At 63.5% G+C, this 14,944-nt stretch carries 18 protein-coding genes; 7 read left to right on the top strand and 11 right to left on the bottom strand.

What is annotated here, in order from left to right:
* Positions 1-127: 127 nt before the first annotated feature.
* Positions 128-628: a nucleoside 2-deoxyribosyltransferase gene (locus B3873_RS20740; protein WP_286868739.1), complete on the top strand. Its 501-nt coding sequence runs from the start codon at positions 128-130 to the stop codon at positions 626-628.
* A gap of 19 nt (positions 629-647) precedes the next feature.
* Here the strand turns inward: B3873_RS20740 and B3873_RS20745 are convergent, their stop codons facing one another.
* The gene (locus B3873_RS20745) at positions 648-1,244 is read right to left on the bottom strand and encodes a peroxidase-related enzyme (protein ID WP_134223136.1); all 597 of its coding nucleotides are present in this window, start codon (positions 1,242-1,244) and stop codon (positions 648-650) included.
* A gap of 242 nt (positions 1,245-1,486) precedes the next feature.
* Between B3873_RS20745 and B3873_RS20750 the strand changes: the two genes are divergently transcribed.
* Positions 1,487-2,116, top strand: coding sequence for a PadR family transcriptional regulator (locus B3873_RS20750; RefSeq protein WP_039784268.1), 630 nt, complete (start codon positions 1,487-1,489; stop codon positions 2,114-2,116).
* Between the two features lie 34 nt (positions 2,117-2,150).
* Complete coding sequence (locus B3873_RS20755) at positions 2,151-2,477, top strand: DUF3861 domain-containing protein (RefSeq protein ID WP_286868741.1); 327 nt, start codon at positions 2,151-2,153, stop codon at positions 2,475-2,477.
* A 15-nt stretch (positions 2,478-2,492) separates the two neighbouring features.
* Here B3873_RS20755 and sbcB read toward each other — a convergent pair whose 3' ends face one another.
* From sbcB to B3873_RS20780, 5 genes are all read right to left on the bottom strand, one after another.
* Positions 2,493-3,929, bottom strand: a complete 1,437-nt coding sequence (sbcB, locus tag B3873_RS20760; protein ID WP_286868742.1) for an exodeoxyribonuclease I — start codon at positions 3,927-3,929, stop codon at positions 2,493-2,495.
* 140 nt (positions 3,930-4,069) lie between these two features.
* Positions 4,070-4,684, bottom strand: a complete 615-nt coding sequence (locus B3873_RS20765) for a hypothetical protein (RefSeq protein ID WP_286868744.1) — start codon at positions 4,682-4,684, stop codon at positions 4,070-4,072.
* 229 nt (positions 4,685-4,913) lie between these two features.
* The gene (locus B3873_RS20770; protein WP_286868745.1) at positions 4,914-5,489 is read right to left on the bottom strand and encodes a DUF3828 domain-containing protein; all 576 of its coding nucleotides are present in this window, start codon (positions 5,487-5,489) and stop codon (positions 4,914-4,916) included.
* A gap of 203 nt (positions 5,490-5,692) precedes the next feature.
* Entirely contained in the window at positions 5,693-5,995 is a 303-nt protein-coding gene (locus B3873_RS20775) for an antibiotic biosynthesis monooxygenase family protein (RefSeq protein ID WP_034335716.1), read from the bottom strand.
* Positions 5,996-6,107: 112 nt separating this feature from the next.
* Positions 6,108-6,524 (bottom strand): DUF2721 domain-containing protein, encoded by a 417-nt coding sequence (locus B3873_RS20780; RefSeq protein ID WP_121043954.1) that lies wholly within the window; start codon positions 6,522-6,524, stop codon positions 6,108-6,110.
* Between the two features lie 298 nt (positions 6,525-6,822).
* Here B3873_RS20780 and B3873_RS20785 point away from each other — a divergent pair, with 298 nt between their 5' ends.
* From B3873_RS20785 to B3873_RS20795, 3 genes are all read left to right on the top strand, one after another.
* Positions 6,823-8,118, top strand: a complete 1,296-nt coding sequence (locus B3873_RS20785; protein WP_286868747.1) for a solute carrier family 23 protein — start codon at positions 6,823-6,825, stop codon at positions 8,116-8,118.
* A gap of 240 nt (positions 8,119-8,358) precedes the next feature.
* Positions 8,359-8,592: a hypothetical protein gene (locus B3873_RS20790; RefSeq protein WP_145604690.1), complete on the top strand. Its 234-nt coding sequence runs from the start codon at positions 8,359-8,361 to the stop codon at positions 8,590-8,592.
* Between the two features lie 113 nt (positions 8,593-8,705).
* Entirely contained in the window at positions 8,706-9,719 is a 1,014-nt protein-coding gene (locus tag B3873_RS20795) for a transporter (protein ID WP_121043372.1), read from the top strand.
* Between the two features lie 37 nt (positions 9,720-9,756).
* Here B3873_RS20795 and B3873_RS20800 read toward each other — a convergent pair whose 3' ends face one another.
* Complete coding sequence (locus B3873_RS20800; protein ID WP_039784286.1) at positions 9,757-10,119, bottom strand: hypothetical protein; 363 nt, start codon at positions 10,117-10,119, stop codon at positions 9,757-9,759.
* A gap of 152 nt (positions 10,120-10,271) precedes the next feature.
* Complete coding sequence (locus tag B3873_RS20805; protein WP_121043369.1) at positions 10,272-12,023, bottom strand: glutamine--tRNA ligase/YqeY domain fusion protein; 1,752 nt, start codon at positions 12,021-12,023, stop codon at positions 10,272-10,274.
* 268 nt (positions 12,024-12,291) lie between these two features.
* Between B3873_RS20805 and B3873_RS20810 the strand changes: the two genes are divergently transcribed.
* Positions 12,292-12,432, top strand: coding sequence for a hypothetical protein (locus tag B3873_RS20810; protein ID WP_008331432.1), 141 nt, complete (start codon positions 12,292-12,294; stop codon positions 12,430-12,432).
* Positions 12,433-12,450: 18 nt separating this feature from the next.
* Here the strand turns inward: B3873_RS20810 and B3873_RS20815 are convergent, their stop codons facing one another.
* Genes B3873_RS20815 through B3873_RS20825 form a run of 3 tightly spaced genes read right to left on the bottom strand, consistent with a single transcriptional unit; the run spans position 12,451 to position 14,786 of the window.
* Positions 12,451-13,251: a LytR/AlgR family response regulator transcription factor gene (locus B3873_RS20815; RefSeq protein ID WP_286868750.1), complete on the bottom strand. Its 801-nt coding sequence runs from the start codon at positions 13,249-13,251 to the stop codon at positions 12,451-12,453.
* Positions 13,252-13,280: 29 nt separating this feature from the next.
* Positions 13,281-14,426, bottom strand: coding sequence for a sensor histidine kinase (locus B3873_RS20820; RefSeq protein WP_286868752.1), 1,146 nt, complete (start codon positions 14,424-14,426; stop codon positions 13,281-13,283).
* Between the two features lie 48 nt (positions 14,427-14,474).
* Positions 14,475-14,786 (bottom strand): 2TM domain-containing protein, encoded by a 312-nt coding sequence (locus B3873_RS20825; RefSeq protein ID WP_051156248.1) that lies wholly within the window; start codon positions 14,784-14,786, stop codon positions 14,475-14,477.
* Positions 14,787-14,944: the final 158 nt, after the last annotated feature.

A 14,944-nucleotide genomic window follows, 5' to 3' on the forward strand; every position in this document is an offset into this window, starting at 1 on the left:
CAGAGCGTGCAGGTGGATGACTTCGGCGCAGATTTCGACCGTGCGGAGATCGTGGCGCAGCAGCGTTCATAAGGATATGAAGGTTTGCGTTATCCTGCCGGTTCCCGCGTATTCCACAGGATGAACCATGACCCCGCAGCCCCGCATCTACATGGCCGGCCCAGACGTCTTCCAGCGCGACTATGCGCAGCACAAACTGCAGATCAAGCAGTGGTGCGCCGACCTCGGGCTGGTCGCCCTGTGCCCGGGTGATGACGAGGTCAGCGGCGACAGCAAGGCCGAGGTGGCGCGCCGCATCTACGAGATCAACGTGGCCCTGATCGACTCCGCCGATTATGTGGTGGCCAATGTGTGCGATTTCCGTGGCCATGAGCCGGACTCGGGCACGGTCTTCGAGATCGGCTATGCCGTCGGGCGCGGCAAGAAGGTGTGGTGCTACAACACGCCTGCACAAGACTTGCTGCAACAGGTGCCGCAGGCCGAACCGGGCGTCTGCCATGCCGGCATGTTCATCGAGGACTTCGGACTGCCGCGCAACCTCATGCTGGCGCATGCCGCCGAGCTGGTGCAGGGCGGCCTGCATGACTGCCTGCAACGGGTGGCGCGCTGGCACGCGGGTCAGCGCTGATCGCCACCGCTTTCCCGCTTTACTGCTGGGGCAGGCGCCCCAGCAGGTAGAACTCTTCATTGGGCCGCATGCTGGTGACGTTGGCCAGGCGGTTCGACATGCCGAAGAAGGCCGCGATGGCGGCCATGTCCCACGCATCCTCCTCATTCCAGCCATGCGCCTTGAGCGTGGCGAAATCCTCTTCATTGACAGCCCAGGCGCTGGCCGAGACCTTCATGGCGAAGTCCAGCATGGCCTTCTGCCGCGCGCTGATATCGGCCTTGCGGTAATTGATGGCGACCTGGTCGGCCAGCAGCGGGTCCTTGGCGCGGATGCGCAGGATGGCACCATGCGCCACCACACAGTACTGGCACTGGTTGGCATTGCTGGTGGCCACCACGATCATCTCGCGCTCGGCCTTGGTGAGGCCGCCGGGTTTGTCCATCAGCGCATCGTGATAGGCGAAGAAGGCGCGGAATTCATCCGGGCGATGCGCCAGCACCAGGAACACGTTGGGGATGAATCCGGACTTTTCCTGCACGGCCAGGATGCGGCTGCGGATGTCCTCCGGCAGGGTATGAAGATCGGGGATGGGAAAGCGGCCGATGGGCGCATTGGGAGCGGTGGCTGGGGTCATGCTTGTCTCCTTGTTCATTTGTTGTGGATGCTGCATCAAGAACTTAGCACTTCTGGCCCACGGGTAATGTCGCCGGACTGACGGTGAAGCTTTTTGCTTCAGATTTCCTTTTTGGAAACCCTTCTGAAATATTATTAAGATATATCTTGAAATGCGGCGAATTAAGATATATCTTGGCTATATCGATCGACCCGCAGCGTGCGTCAGTCGCTGCCTCAGCCACCTGACAAGAAGGAAATACCATGTTCAAGCATTTATTCAATCAACCCGGCGAACCCGGCCACGGCCCCAAGCACCAGCGTCACGACCGCCCGCATCATGGCGGCGGCCTGTTTGAAGACGACGAGCCGCGCGGTCCGCGTGGCCATCACGGCCCCGGCGGCCGTGAAGGCGGCGGCGGACGCGGCGCGCGCATGTTCGAGCAGGGCGCGTTGCGCATCGTGATGCTGCATCTGCTGCAGGAAAAGCCGCGCCACGGCTACGACATGATCAAGGCCATCGAGCAACTGGTTGGCGGCGGCTACAGCCCCAGCCCCGGCGTGATCTACCCGACCCTGACGCTGCTGGAAGAAATGGGCCATGCCTCGGTGCAGGGCGAGGATGGCGGCAAGAAGCTTTACACCCTCAGCGCCGAGGGCAAGGCCTATCTGGAAGAAAAGGAAAACGCCGAGCTGCTGCAGCAGGTGCTGCGCAAGTTCGAATTGCGCCGCCAGGAGCGTCCCGACGCCGATTCGCCCGAACTGCGCCGCGCCGTGCAGAACTTCCGCATGGCCCTGCATACGCGCCTGGCCAAGGGCAAGCTGGCCAAGGAAGAACTGCACGCCATCATCGACATCATCGATCGCGCCGCCGTGGCGGTGGAACGCGCCTGATCCGGCGATCCGGGATTTTGGAAAGGAACTTCACATGAAAGAACATCGCTACCGCATCATCTTGGAGCATCTGGCCACCGCCTCGGAGGGACAGCCTTTGCATGCGCCCCTCAGTTTCGAGGCCGGCAACCATGACGATATCTTCAGTATCGTCGCCCGCCTGCGTGGCAACGGGCAGTTCGACAGCGACACCAGCGCGCAGCTGGCGCTGGGTTTGAAACTGTTCTCGGAGGTGATGCTCAAGAATCGCAAGCATCCGCTGTTTGAGGACATCCAGCCGGCCTTGCGCGACTTCATCATGAAGCTGAAGTCGCAGGGCAAGGCCGCTGCCGCAGCGCAGGGCGAAGCCGCCGCCGAATAAGATGCGCGCCGGACCTTACTGATTGGCCGGCGCAATCATCTCCGCATAGTCATACAACGCACCGAGGATGTCCTGGGTGCGTTCGTCATCCGCCTCCTCCTGCAACTGGTCGATCTGCTCGAACAGTTGCGCGACGGTACGCGCGCCGCCAGCGCCTTCAAACAGGCGCGCAGCGCGGTGTTCTTCCCAGTGCTGTGCTTCCTCGGGGCTCAAGGTCTCGGGGAAGTTGCGTGCGCGATAGCGGAACAGGATTTCATTCAAGCGCATATCGTCAAAGGCCACGCTGGCCCCGGCCAGCGCCTGCGGCGGCAAGGCACGCAGCTGCGTCAACTGGCGGCGGTCGCCGTTGCCGATGAAGCCGCCGTACAGATCTTCATCCACGTCCGGCGTCGCCTCCTGCTCGCGCTGGTAAACCTCGCGCCACAGCGGGCCCAGGTCGGGCAGGGCGGCGGCTTTTTCCGCGTGGCGCAGGGCCAGGTCGACATCGATCTTCAGCTGCGCGGCGCGCTCGGCAGACAGCGTCTTGAGGCTGCCCACCACCATCGGCGACTTGTTCAGGTGAATGCTCTTGACCGGCAGGCGGACCATGCCTTCAGGCATCTCGTCGCGCTTGGTGAACATGCGTTCACGTACGGTGGCCGCATCCATGCCCGCCAGTTCGCTCGGGTCATAGCCGAGATCCCAGGCGATCACTTCATTCTTGTTGGTCGGATGCATGCCCAGCGGCCACATCAGCGCCAGGCAGCCATTGGCTACCGGGAACATGCCGGAGACGTGCAGGAAGGGTTTGGCGGCCGGCAAGCCGATTTCCGCTGCGGCCTTGTCCTTCTTGTGCAAGGCCAGCGCGAAGTCGAACAGGCGCGGATTGTTCTGGCGGATCAGGCGTGCCAGGGCGATGGTGGCGCGCACATCCGACAGCGCATCGTGCGCCGCCTCATGCACCAGGCCATTGGCCTTGGACAGATGCTCCAGCTTGAAGCTGACGCTGCCGTCTTCCTTGGTCGGCCACTGTATGCCCTCGGGGCGCAGCGCATAGGTCAGGCGCACCACGTCGAGCAGGTCCCAGCGGCCGCAGCCGTTGGCCCATTCGCGGGCATAGGGATCGATCAGGTTGCGCCAGAACATGAAGCGCGTGACTTCATCATCGAAGCGGATGGTGTTGTAGCCCACGCCGATGGTGCCGGGCTCGCCCAGTGCCTGCTCGATGCGGGCGGCGAACTCATGTTCGGGGACGCCGTGCTCCAGGCAGTGCTGCGGGGTGATGCCGGTGATCAGGCAGGACACCGGGTCGGGCAGGTAGTCCGGCGCCGGCTTGCAGTACAGCATGATGGGCTCGCCGATCTCGTTGAGTTCGGCATCGGTGCGCACGGCAGCGAACTGCGAGGGACGGTCGCGGCGCGGCACGGCGCCAAAGGTTTCGTAGTCGTGCCAGAGGAAGGTGTGATTGGACATCGCGGACGGCTTCTAAGGGAATCGCGCGATTATAGAGCCTTGCGCTGCCCTTGCCGCCACGCAAAGGGGCAAGCGGCGTGATGAAGCTGGTTTTTTCGAGCTGCTGCGCTGCGCTGGCCGGGGTCGTTACCGGCCTGGGCTCATTTGGCCGGCGCGGCGGGAGCGGCCGGTGCCAGCGGCGCCATGGGGGCCGCGTCGCGTTTCAGGACCGTGCGCATGGCCTCCTGCAGCGTGCCGCTGCGCATGGGGGCATTGCCACCGGCGTACTGGATGTTGTCGATGATCCAGCCGCGCGCGTCGCGGGTCATCAGGATCTTGTCGGTCCACTTGGCCGGTGACTGCAGCTTGGCGTCGCTATAGATCAGTTCCACGCTACAACTGGCCTCGCGCTCCTGCGCCTCGCACTGGACCACGCGGAAGGTGGAAGCGCCATTCGGGTTGCCGGTGAAGACATCGCCCTGCACCAGCGGCGGCAGGGGATCGGCATCGGGATCGGCCGCGACTTCGGCGGCAGACTGCGTCGCACGGGCTTCGTCAGCCACCGAGACATCCTTCAACAGATCGAACAGCGGCACCGACAGGAAGCGGCGGAAGGTAATCAGTTCCTTCAGCGTCAGGGCGCCCGAGGGACGGTTCGAGGCATGGGTCTGGTAGAACTCCGTCACCAGTTCCTTGGCCTTGCCCTCTTCATTGGCCGAGCATGCTGCAAGCAACAGGCTGGCGGCGACGACGAGTGTCTTACCGATCCGCTTCAATCCGATTCTCCCTGGTCCAGCCGCGCGTGCGCACTGGCGTGTTGTTTCATGATGCCATTGTCATTTTGATATTTCCTGTCTGCCGGTGCGCAGCGGGACCCGAGGGGCGCAACACGACCAGCCTGACAGAGCGGCATCTTACGCGCTGCGGCTCAGCAGGAAGACCGGGAACACACCGCCAAAAAGCCGCCAATTCCGCAGCGCACCGGCCCCGGCGAGCCGGGCCGGCTCATTCGGCCTGCTGGATGGCGTCGGTGAGGTTGTCGCTCAGGTATTCGCGCTGGGAGGACTGGTCGTTGCCGATGAACTCGATATCGTCGATGCGCCACTGGCGTTCTTCGCGCACCAGCAGGATCTTGTCGTTCCAGGATTCATCCGCGCCATCCTTCTGGTAGCGGAAGCTGACCTGGCAGGAAGCCCGGTCGGCCTCGCTGTCGCAGGATTGCACGGCAAAGGAGGTGGCCCCTTCATACAGCGAGGTGAACAGGTCGCCCTCGATGATGGGAGCGGCTTGCGGGCCGGCCACGGTGTGGTAGCGCACATCGGCGGCTTCGGCGCGGGTCAGCAGGGCGTACAGCGCACGGCTGACCAGTGGCTCGAACTGCTTGAGTTCGTCCGCCGATGGCAGGCCGGGAGCGTGGATCTTGAGATGGACGCGGTAGAAGTTGCCGATCACCTCGGCCTGCTGCTGTTCGTCGCCGCTGAAGTTGTTGCAGCCGGACAGGGCCAGCAGCAGGCCCAGCGCACAGGCAGTGGCGCGCAGAGGGCGAGCGGAGGGGGAGGCTAAACGGAGCAGTGTGGTCATTCTGGTGTTCCTGCGCGCGGTGCGGACCGGCGCTGTTGTCATGGCGGCACATCATCGTCGTGAGGCCGGCAGGGGCGGGCGGTTCGGCCAGCCCCCCGGGCCTGCCCTTTAGTCAGGGGAAGGCCGCAAACGTTCCGCTGCGCCAGGTCGGGTGGCGCGGCGGGTCTCCGTTGTTCGGCGGGCGCGGTCAGCGCACATCGGTCTTACGCGGATTCGGTCAGCAGCGCGAAGTGTTCCACCACCGGCGCCCCGGCGAAGAAGGGGCCGACGATGCCGCGCCATTCGGTGAAGGCGGGCGATTCACGGAAATCCACGGTATGGTTTTCCAGGGTGGCCCAGTACACCATGAGCAGGTAGCGCTCGGGCGATTCGATGCCTTTCTGGACCTTGTGGCCGAGATAGCCGCGCGCCTTGCTGATGGTCTGCGCCAGGCCGCGCTGGATGGCTTCGTCGAATTCTGCTTGCTTGCCGGGTTGGATGCGGATGTCCGCCAGTTCCAGGATCATGTAGGTCTCCAGTGCATAGTCGAGGGGTGCCCGGCACAAACCGGGCGGCTCGATTATCACATGTTCGTCCGAAGCGGGCGTTCAACGGAATTGAACCCTGCCTGAAAAGCTTTCACTCGACCAGGATGCCGCGCTTTTCCAGCTTCTGCGCCATGTCTTCCAGCGTGATCTCGATGGCGCGCGTGCTGATCATGATTTCCCACAGCGACACCAGCAGCGACGCCACCAGCAGCATCAGGCTAATGCCGAAGAATACTTCGGCCCAGCGATTGAAGTCGACGAAGATCAGGTACATCGAGACGGCGCACATGATGAAGCTGGAGACCCCCAATGCCTGCATGTAGCGGGTCAGCACGATGCGTTTCCTGAGATTGAGGATCTGCCGGATCACCAGCCCGCGTTCATCGTTCTGGCCCTGGTTCTGCAGGTTGCGGATCAGCTGCGCCAGCACCAGGAAGCGGTTGGTATAGGCCAGCAGCAACAGCGAGGTCGCGGGAAACAGCAGGGCAGGGGTGGTGAGGTTGATCATCGACATGGCAAGGAACAATCGGGGACGTGATTCTAACCTCTCCCGAGGCGCAAGAAACATGCCCGGGAACGGTCGCTGGCGTTTGCGCAAACGGGCGGTCTGTTTTGGGGCGCCAGCCTGGTGCAGTCGCGCTTTTTGCACCGCCGGGCAGCAGCGCGCCGGGCGGCCGAAATCTTTTACGGATTTTTTTTGCGGGGCAGCGCCGCAGCAATTGTTATTTGTGCGGTCGCTCAATACACTAGCCCCCGTTCCACATCCACGTACAAATCAAAACAAATCCACAACGAAAGGGATCTCCATGTCGGGTTCGTATTTCCCCCAATGGCGGCTGCGCCAAAGCACCAACGACGGCCAGGGGGCCGTGATCGCCGCCGATGAGCGGCTGCCTGCGCCGCAGACGCTGGCCATGGGCGTGCAGCACGTGGTGGCCATGTTCGGTTCGACCGTGCTGGCCCCGCTGCTCATGGGCTTCGATCCCAACCTGGCGATCTTGATGTCGGGCGTCGGTACCCTGCTGTTCTTCCTGATGGTGGGCGGCCGCGTGCCGAGCTACCTGGGGTCGAGCTTTTCCTTCATCGGCCTGGTCATTGCCGTGACCGGTTATGCCGGCTCCGGCCCCAACGCCAATCTCGGCGTGGCACTGGGCGGCATCATCGCCTGTGGTGCCGTGTATGCGGTGATCGGCCTGATCGTCTCCGGCGTGGGCACGCGCTGGATCGAAGCCCTGATGCCGCCGGTGGTGACCGGCGCGGTGGTGGCGGTGATCGGCCTGAACCTCGCACCGATCGCGGTCAAGGGCGTCTCCGGCAGCAGCTTCGACAGCTGGATGGCCCTGGCCACCATCCTCTGCGTGGGCTTCGTGGCGGTGTTTACGCGCGGCATGCTGCAGCGCCTGCTGATCCTGATCGGCCTGCTGCTGGCCTATGTGCTCTACGCGGTGCTGACCAATGGCATGGGCCTGGGCAAGCCGATCGACTTTTCCACCGTGGCCAATGCCGCCTGGTTCGGCCTGCCGCACTTCGCGGCTCCGGTATTCCAGGGCAGCGCCATGGCATTGCTGGCGCCGGTGGCCATCATCCTGGTGGCCGAGAACCTGGGCCACATCAAGGCCGTCTCGGCCATGACCGGCCAGAACCTGGACCGCTACATCGGCCGTGCCTTCATCGGCGATGGCCTGGCCACCATGCTCTCGGGCAGCGTCGGCGGTACCGGCGTGACCACCTACGCCGAGAATATCGGCGTGATGGCCGTCACCAAGATCTACTCCACCCTGGTCTTCGTGGTGGCGGCAGTCATTGCCATCCTGCTGGGCTTTTCGCCCAAGTTCGGCGCGGTCATCCTGACCATTCCGGGCGCGGTGCTGGGCGGCGTGTCGATCGTGGTGTTCGGTCTCATCACCGTGTCGGGTGCCCGCATCTGGGTCGAGAACAAGGTCGATTTCTCCAACAATACCAACCTGATCGTGGCCGCCGTCACGCTGGTGCTGGGTGCAGGCGACTTCACCCTCAAGATGGGCGGCTTCGCCCTGGGTGGCATCGGGACCGCTACCTTCGGTGCCATCATCCTGCATGCCCTGCTGAAACGTCGCGGATGATTCCATCCTGACAAGACGCCGATGCAACAGCGGCAAGGCCGGTCCTGGTGACCGGCCTTTTTTGTTCTACCATTATCTGAGGAGAGTGAAGATTTCCGTTGAGCAATCCTTGGCGGCTGTCTATACTCTGTCGCGTTGCAGCGCAGCGTCGCCGCTACGGCCCCGGGGAAGGGCCGGCCGGAGGCGCATTCCGGCCGCTGCCTGTCGCGGGCCTGGCCCGCCTTTCAGGGGAATCACCGCATGAACTCCGCCCTCCGCCTGCCAGCCCTGCTGTGCATCGCCCTGCCTTTGCTGTCGGCCTGTGACGCCGTGGCCGGCAAGAAGGATTACGCCTATTTCCGCAAGAACATCGAGGAGGCCAAGTCAGTCTCCGACCAGTGCCAGTTGAACGGCACTTCCGGCATGAACGAGGAACAGATCCGGATCTGTGGTGCGGCCCGCGAAGCCTGGGGCAACCGCAACTTCAATTACTGAGCCGGCGCGGCTGCGGGCAGCGGCCGTCACGGCGCTGTCACAAATTTGTCAAAAGCGGTGGTTAGAATGCGGGGTCGTTCATTGCCCCTGGCCCATTCCCGACCCGCCCGCCCATGCACAATCCGCCGGACACCCCGCAAGCCCTGCACCTGCTCTATGAGCCGGCCGGATTCATCTGCGCCTTCCGCTTCGAAGACGGCCATGCGCGCCAGATGAACTGGAATGAAGTTGTTGACTATCATCCCAGTGCGCCGGATTTCACTTGGCTGCACGTCAAGACGGCCGATGTGAAGATCCAGCAATGGCTGGCCCATCACAGCGACATTCCCGAGTACATCACTGAATTCTTGTTGAGCAGCGACACCCATCCGGGCCTGCATGCCACCCCCGAGGGGGTCTATGGCACGCTGACCGATATGAAGATGGAGATCGGCGACACCGGCACCGAGAAGGGTGCGCTGCACTTCTACCTGGATCGCACGCGCCTGTTGACGCTGCGCACCCAGCCGCTGATCTCGACCAACATGCTGCGCCAGAAGGTGCTTGACGGCGGCGACTTCGACAATCCCATGGATCTCTTCGCCGAGCTGTTGCGCTGCCTGGCTGATGGCTTCAATGCGCGCCTGGACAAGCTCAACGACAAGGTCGACGACATCGAATTCTCGGTGCTCTCGGATCGCCGTGCCGAAGACCGTGCCGAGCTCTCCGGCATCCGCCGCCAACTGGCCGAACTGCGCCGCTTCATCGCACCGGAACGCCGCATCCTGGCCCAGTTCCAGCGGCTGCGCCCGGCCTGGGTGCCGCGCGAGGCGCTGGAAGACCTGACCCATGCCCTGGATGAACTCAACGAACTGCATTCCACCGTGGAAGCCGTCTATGAACGCGCCAAGCTGCTGCAGGAAGAGATCGCCTCGCAGATGTCGGAACAGATGAACCGCAACCTGATGGCGCTCTCTGTCCTGACCGCGCTGCTGATGCCGGCCACGCTGGTGTCAGGGATTTTCGGGATGAACGTGGCAGGTCTGCCGGGCCTGCATGATGAGACCTCGTTCTGGATCGTGATGGGATTGATGGGCGGCCTCGGTGTAGCGACCGTGGCCTTCCTGAAGTGGATGAAGATTTTCTGATCCGCAGCCGGGCGGTGGCGGCCCGGCGCGAGGCTGCTCAGTCGCGCGTGGCCATGGCCTCTTCGCTCTCGCGAATGAGCTTGTCGATGTCCAGGTTGTCCACCGGTTCCACCTTCAGCGACAGCGGACGCCACAGCGAATACAGCCACAGGCCGATGCAGCACATGGTGCCCATGAAGAGGGTGATGAAGGCCGACAGGAACAGGCCGATGAAGGGCGAGGCGATCAGGCCGTCATAGCCGATCAGGTGCTTGCCATCCCAAGTGATGGTCTGTGCGCCGAACAGCGAGAGCACGCCCATCAGCGTCGAAAACGGCACCAGCGAAAACGTGGTCCCCACTGCCAGCAGCTTGTAGATGGACGACATCGACAGGCGCTGGATCTTGATCTGCTCGAACATGCGTTCCCCTTGCTCCGCTTGTGGCCGGTGCCATCAAGCTGCGCCATCCCGTTGGCACGGGCGGCTGGCGCACTGCCGCCCGTGTGGCCTTGCGACCGTATTCCCCAGCCGGACCCATGCCGGGTCCGGTGTTGTCCTGCCTGCGCTGAGGCTTACTTGCCCCAGCTGTCCTTGAGCGTCACGGCCCGGTTGAAGATCGGCTGGCCCTCGGTCGAATCAACGCGGTCGGCCACGAAGTAGCCGTGGCGTTCGAACTGGTAGATCTCTCCGGGCTTGGCGGTCTTCAGGGTCGGCTCCAGGTAGGCAGTGATGACTTCCTTGGAGTTCGGATTCAGGGCGGCCAGGAAGTCCTTGCCGCCAGCGTCCGGATGCGGGTCCGAGAACAGGCGGTCGTACAGGCGCACTTCAGTGGCCAGCGCGTGTTCGGCGCTGACCCAGTGCAGGTTGCCCTTGACCTTGTAGTTGGAGCTGCCTTCGGTACCGCTCTTGCTGTCTTCGAAGTAGTTGCAGTGCACGGCGATCACGTTGCCGTGTTCATCCTTGTCGCAGCCGGTGCATTCGACCACGTAGCCGTAGCGCAGGCGCACCTTGTTGCCGGGGAAGAGACGGAAGTAGCCCTTGGTCGGTTCTTCCATGAAGTCTTCGCGCTCGATCCACAGTTCCTTGGTAATCGGGAAGTGGCGGTGCGCGGTGTCATGTTCCGGATGCGCCGGCGGATAGACCGGGGCGCTGCAATCGATGGACACGCCTTCCGGGAAGTTGTCGATGATCAGCTTCAGGGGACGCAGCACGGCCACCGCACGCGGGGCCTTGGGATCGAGGTCTTCGCGCAGGGCACCTTCGAGCACGCTGAAGTCGATCCAGCTGTTGTTCTTGGAAGCGCCGGTGCGGTCGCACATCAGGCGGATCGCCTCGGGCGTGTAGCCACGGCGGCGCAGGCCGACGATGGTGGGCATGCGCGGGTCATCCCAGCCGGAGACGATCTTTTCGTCCACCAGCTGGCGCAGCTTGCGCTTGCTGGTGATGATGTAGGTCAGATTGAGGCGGGCAAATTCATATTGATGCGGCAGCGGCTTCTTGAAGAAACCTTCCTCGGCCAGCTGTTCCAGCAGCCAGTCGTAGAACGGGCGCTGGTCTTCGAATTCCAGGGTGCAGATGGAGTGCGAAATGTTTTCCAGCGCGTCTTCGATCGGATGCGCGAAGGTGTACATCGGGTACACGCGCCACTTGTCGCCGGTGTTGTGGTGGGTGGCGTGGCGGATGCGGTAGATGGCCGGATCGCGCAGGTTCATGTTGGGGCTGGCCATGTCGATCCTGGCGCGCAGGATCATGGAGCCGTCCGGATGCTTGCCGTCGCGCATTTCCTCGAACAGGCGCAGCGACTCCTCTGCCGGACGGTCGCGCCACGGCGAATCCTTGCCGGGTTCGGTCAGGGTGCCGCGGTTTTCGCGCATCTGTTCGGCGTTCTGCTCGTCCACATAGGCCAGACCCTTGCGGATCAGGGCCTGGGCACAGGCGTACATGACATCGAAATAGTTGCTGGCGTAGTACAGGTGCGACTTGCCTTCATGCTCCCAGGAGAAGCCCAGCCACTTGACCGAGTCCAGGATGGTGTCGACGTATTCCTGTTCTTCCTTCTCCGGGTTGGTGTCGTCGAAACGCATGTGGCAGCGGCCGGCGTAGTCGGCGGCCAGGCCGAAGTTCAGGCAGATCGACTTGGCGTGCCCGATGTGCAGGTAGCCGTTCGGCTCGGGCGGAAAACGGGTGACCACCTGCGGCAGGGCCTCGCCATCCTGGCTGCTGCGTTCGGCATAAGTACCCGAGACCAGGTCGGATTCGATGATGCCGCGCAGGAAATTGGTGGAGGGGGCAGGGGTGTGACCGTTTTTCAGTTCGTTGCTCATGGGATGAATCGGGAGGAATGCCTGTTTATTCAGATGGCAAGCATTTTACCGCAGCTGCCCGGTTCCACGGGCGTTGCGGCCGTTCCCGCGGGAATTTTTGCTCGTTGGCAAGGCGGCTGGAGCCGATATGAAGCTTTTTTACCGGGTCTTGTTACAGAAGATACGCCCATGCATTACCTGTCAGGCATGGCCGCTGGCACTCTGCGAGCGTGGCCTGGCATCCCGCCGGGCGCAGTGAACAAAAACGCCAAAACACAAGGAGTGCATCATGAGCCGTTGGATCAAGCTGATCGTCGCCGCTGCGGTGGCTGCTGCCACGCTGTCGGCCTGCGTGGTGGTGCCGGTGGGCCCGCCGCAGCCGCATTACTACCGTCCTTATTACGGACCCGGTTATTACTATGGCCGCTGATGGCTGAGGAGGGATCCGCTACATCTGCTTGAACAGATGGGCGAACAGGCGGCTGACCGCCAGTTTCTCCGGGCGGTCGCGCAGGGTCACGAAGAGCTTGCCGCTCTCTTCCCGCAGCGCCGCCTGGATCTGCCGCACCTGGACCACGGTGCCGCGATGGATCTGCCAGAACTGGCGGCCATCGAGCTGGGGGATCAATTCCCGCAGGCTGGTCCGGATCAGCGCGCTGCCCTCGGCGCTGACCACATTCACATATTTGTCGGTGGCTTCGAAATAGATCACCTCGTCCACCGGAATCAACTTCACCTTGTTGCCGACCGCCGCACGGATGTAGTCCAGCCGGGGCGGCGCGTCTTCCACGGCGGGCGCGGACAGCGCACGCAGCTGCGCCAGCGCGCGTTCCAGATGGCTGTCCTGGTCGCTGGCGGCGCGCTGGGCCAGCAGCGCTTGCAGGCGCGCCACCGTCACCGCCAGCCGGTCCTGGCTGACCGGCTTGAGCAGGTAATCGATGGCTGCCCGCTCGAAGGCTTGCAGGGCGTAGTCGTCATAGGCCGTCACGAAGACGATGAGCGGGAAGGGGCGCCCGGCAGGCCACTCGTCCGCCAGTTCGCCGGCCACCTCCAGCCCGCTACGGCCGGGCATCTTGATATCCAGGAACAGCACATCCGGCAGCAAGGCCAGCGCCTGTTCCAGCGCTTCATCGCCATTCGCGGCCAGGTGCGGTGCGGGCAGATCAGGCCAGCAGCGTGCCAGGGCCTGGCGCAGGGCATTGGCCAGCAGGGGTTCGTCTTCGGCGATCAGGGCAGTGGGCGCGGCCATGGGGGACTCCGGACAAAGCGGCAGGGGAGTCAATGATGATCCAGCAGGCGGGTGTTCTTGCTGCTGCGGTGCGCCGCCTTGAGGGTCTTGAGCGGGATGGTGATCTGCGCCATCGCGCCGGCCGGTACGTTGTGGGTGATGATGAGTTCAGCCAGCGGGCCGTAGAGCGTCACCAGGCGCTCGCGGATGTTGTCCAGTCCGAAGTGCATGCCGATCACCGGTTCCTTCTGGGCGGGCGGCTGGTTCAGGCTCACGCTGGTGGGCAGGCCCACGCCGGTATCGAGCACGCTCAAGACCAGCATGTCATTGTGCACCGCGGCCCGCACGGTGCAGTTGCCGCCGGCCACCTTGGGCTCCAGGCCATGCTTGATGGCGTTTTCCACCAGCGGCTGCAGCAGCATCGGGGCCAGGCGCAGCTTGCCGAGGTGTTCCGGCAGTTGCAGGGTGTAGGAAAGGCGCAGCCCCATGCGCAGCGACATCAGTCCCAGGTAGGCCTTGATGAGGTCGAATTCCTTTTGCAGCGAGGTGCTGTCAGCCCGCGAGGCCGACAGGGTCGTGCGCAGGTAGTGCACCAGCTGGTTCAGCATCAGCTCGGCCTGCAGCGGATCGGTGCTGATCAGCGACTGCAGCGTGGCCAGCGTGTTGAAGAGCATGTGCGGCTCGATCTGGGCCTGCAGCATCTGCAGTTGCGCCTGTACCGCCTGCTTTTCGACCTGGCTGGCGTGGGCTTGCAGGGCGGCCATCTTCTGGCGGTTCCAGAAGAAGACGGTAGCGCCGAAGCACACCAGGAAGGTCAGCACGATCACCGCAATGATGTTGTCGCTCTGCTCCGGGACCATGTTGAGGATGGGCTGGTCCATCAGCAGGCTGGCCAGGATGCGCCCCAGCAGCACTGCCAGCGGGGCCATCACGGCGATGATGGCGAGGAAACCCAGCTTGTTGGGCTCGCCATCGCCCCAGATCGCCAGCCGCGTGCCGTTGATGAGCAGCATGGCCAGCAGGCCGATGCACATCGAGACCTGCAGGTTTTCATAGAACGTACCGCCAATGCGCATCAGGTAAGTCACGGCCAGCGCGCACAGCAGGTTGATGACCAGCGTGGGCAGCAAGGCCAGCGCCAGCTGGCGCAGCAGGACGATCAGGCGGGGCGGAAGGGCGGTATCGTGTTGGGTCATGCGTTTCCAGGATGAAGCAAGCAAGCGGCCCGGCGTACCGGGCTCTCTTTAGCGGCGGCGCAGTTCACGGGCGATCAGCGCCTGCTTCCAGCCGGCGGGAAAACGCCCGAATACGCTCAAGGCGTGGAATAGTACCCCGATTCCCCAGCCAAGGAGAGGCCCCAGGCTCCACCAGTGGCGGTGCTGGCCCATCAGGTTCAACAGGATCAGGCCGGTGTTGACCGCCAGGTAAATGCCGAAATGATGGAAAAAGCCGACCTGGCGCGCTACCCGCCGCTCGGCATGGGCCAGCTCCTCGGGCGAGGCAGCGGTGATATGAAGATTCTGGTCAGAAAGGGAGGAGGGGGCAGTGTCGCGCATGATGGCCTCGCAGTGGTGGGGTGAATGATGGCGCAAGCATGCGCCGCCGCGCCGGCTCGGGCGAGCCACTTGCGACGGGCGGCATTCTGGCGGGTGCCAACGGCTTGTCGCGCGGCGTGATCTGCTCTACCTTATGCGCCGATTGCCTTGATCCTTCT

Origin of the sequence: Herbaspirillum sp. UBA812 (assembly GCF_002296545.1) — a bacterium.
Classification (GTDB): domain Bacteria; phylum Pseudomonadota; class Gammaproteobacteria; order Burkholderiales; family Burkholderiaceae_D; genus Herbaspirillum; species Herbaspirillum huttiense.

What these genes read in the sequence shown, in the direction of transcription:
- B3873_RS20740 (WP_286868739.1), top strand. Translation starts at nt 128, where the DNA reads ATGACCCCGCAGCCCCGCATCTACATGGCCGGCCCAGACGTCTTCCAG.
- B3873_RS20745 (WP_134223136.1), bottom strand. Translation starts at nt 1,244, where the DNA reads ATGACCCCAGCCACCGCTCCCAATGCGCCCATCGGCCGCTTTCCCATC.
- B3873_RS20750 (WP_039784268.1), top strand. Translation starts at nt 1,487, where the DNA reads ATGTTCAAGCATTTATTCAATCAACCCGGCGAACCCGGCCACGGCCCC.
- B3873_RS20755 (WP_286868741.1), top strand. Translation starts at nt 2,151, where the DNA reads ATGAAAGAACATCGCTACCGCATCATCTTGGAGCATCTGGCCACCGCC.
- sbcB (WP_286868742.1), bottom strand. Translation starts at nt 3,929, where the DNA reads ATGTCCAATCACACCTTCCTCTGGCACGACTACGAAACCTTTGGCGCC.
- B3873_RS20770 (WP_286868745.1), bottom strand. Translation starts at nt 5,489, where the DNA reads ATGACCACACTGCTCCGTTTAGCCTCCCCCTCCGCTCGCCCTCTGCGC.
- B3873_RS20775 (WP_034335716.1), bottom strand. Translation starts at nt 5,995, where the DNA reads ATGATCCTGGAACTGGCGGACATCCGCATCCAACCCGGCAAGCAAGCA.
- B3873_RS20780 (WP_121043954.1), bottom strand. Translation starts at nt 6,524, where the DNA reads ATGATCAACCTCACCACCCCTGCCCTGCTGTTTCCCGCGACCTCGCTG.
- B3873_RS20785 (WP_286868747.1), top strand. Translation starts at nt 6,823, where the DNA reads ATGTCGGGTTCGTATTTCCCCCAATGGCGGCTGCGCCAAAGCACCAAC.
- B3873_RS20790 (WP_145604690.1), top strand. Translation starts at nt 8,359, where the DNA reads ATGAACTCCGCCCTCCGCCTGCCAGCCCTGCTGTGCATCGCCCTGCCT.
- B3873_RS20795 (WP_121043372.1), top strand. Translation starts at nt 8,706, where the DNA reads ATGCACAATCCGCCGGACACCCCGCAAGCCCTGCACCTGCTCTATGAG.
- B3873_RS20800 (WP_039784286.1), bottom strand. Translation starts at nt 10,119, where the DNA reads ATGTTCGAGCAGATCAAGATCCAGCGCCTGTCGATGTCGTCCATCTAC.
- B3873_RS20805 (WP_121043369.1), bottom strand. Translation starts at nt 12,023, where the DNA reads ATGAGCAACGAACTGAAAAACGGTCACACCCCTGCCCCCTCCACCAAT.
- B3873_RS20810 (WP_008331432.1), top strand. Translation starts at nt 12,292, where the DNA reads ATGAGCCGTTGGATCAAGCTGATCGTCGCCGCTGCGGTGGCTGCTGCC.
- B3873_RS20815 (WP_286868750.1), bottom strand. Translation starts at nt 13,251, where the DNA reads ATGGCCGCGCCCACTGCCCTGATCGCCGAAGACGAACCCCTGCTGGCC.
- B3873_RS20820 (WP_286868752.1), bottom strand. Translation starts at nt 14,426, where the DNA reads ATGACCCAACACGATACCGCCCTTCCGCCCCGCCTGATCGTCCTGCTG.
- B3873_RS20825 (WP_051156248.1), bottom strand. Translation starts at nt 14,786, where the DNA reads ATGCGCGACACTGCCCCCTCCTCCCTTTCTGACCAGAATCTTCATATC.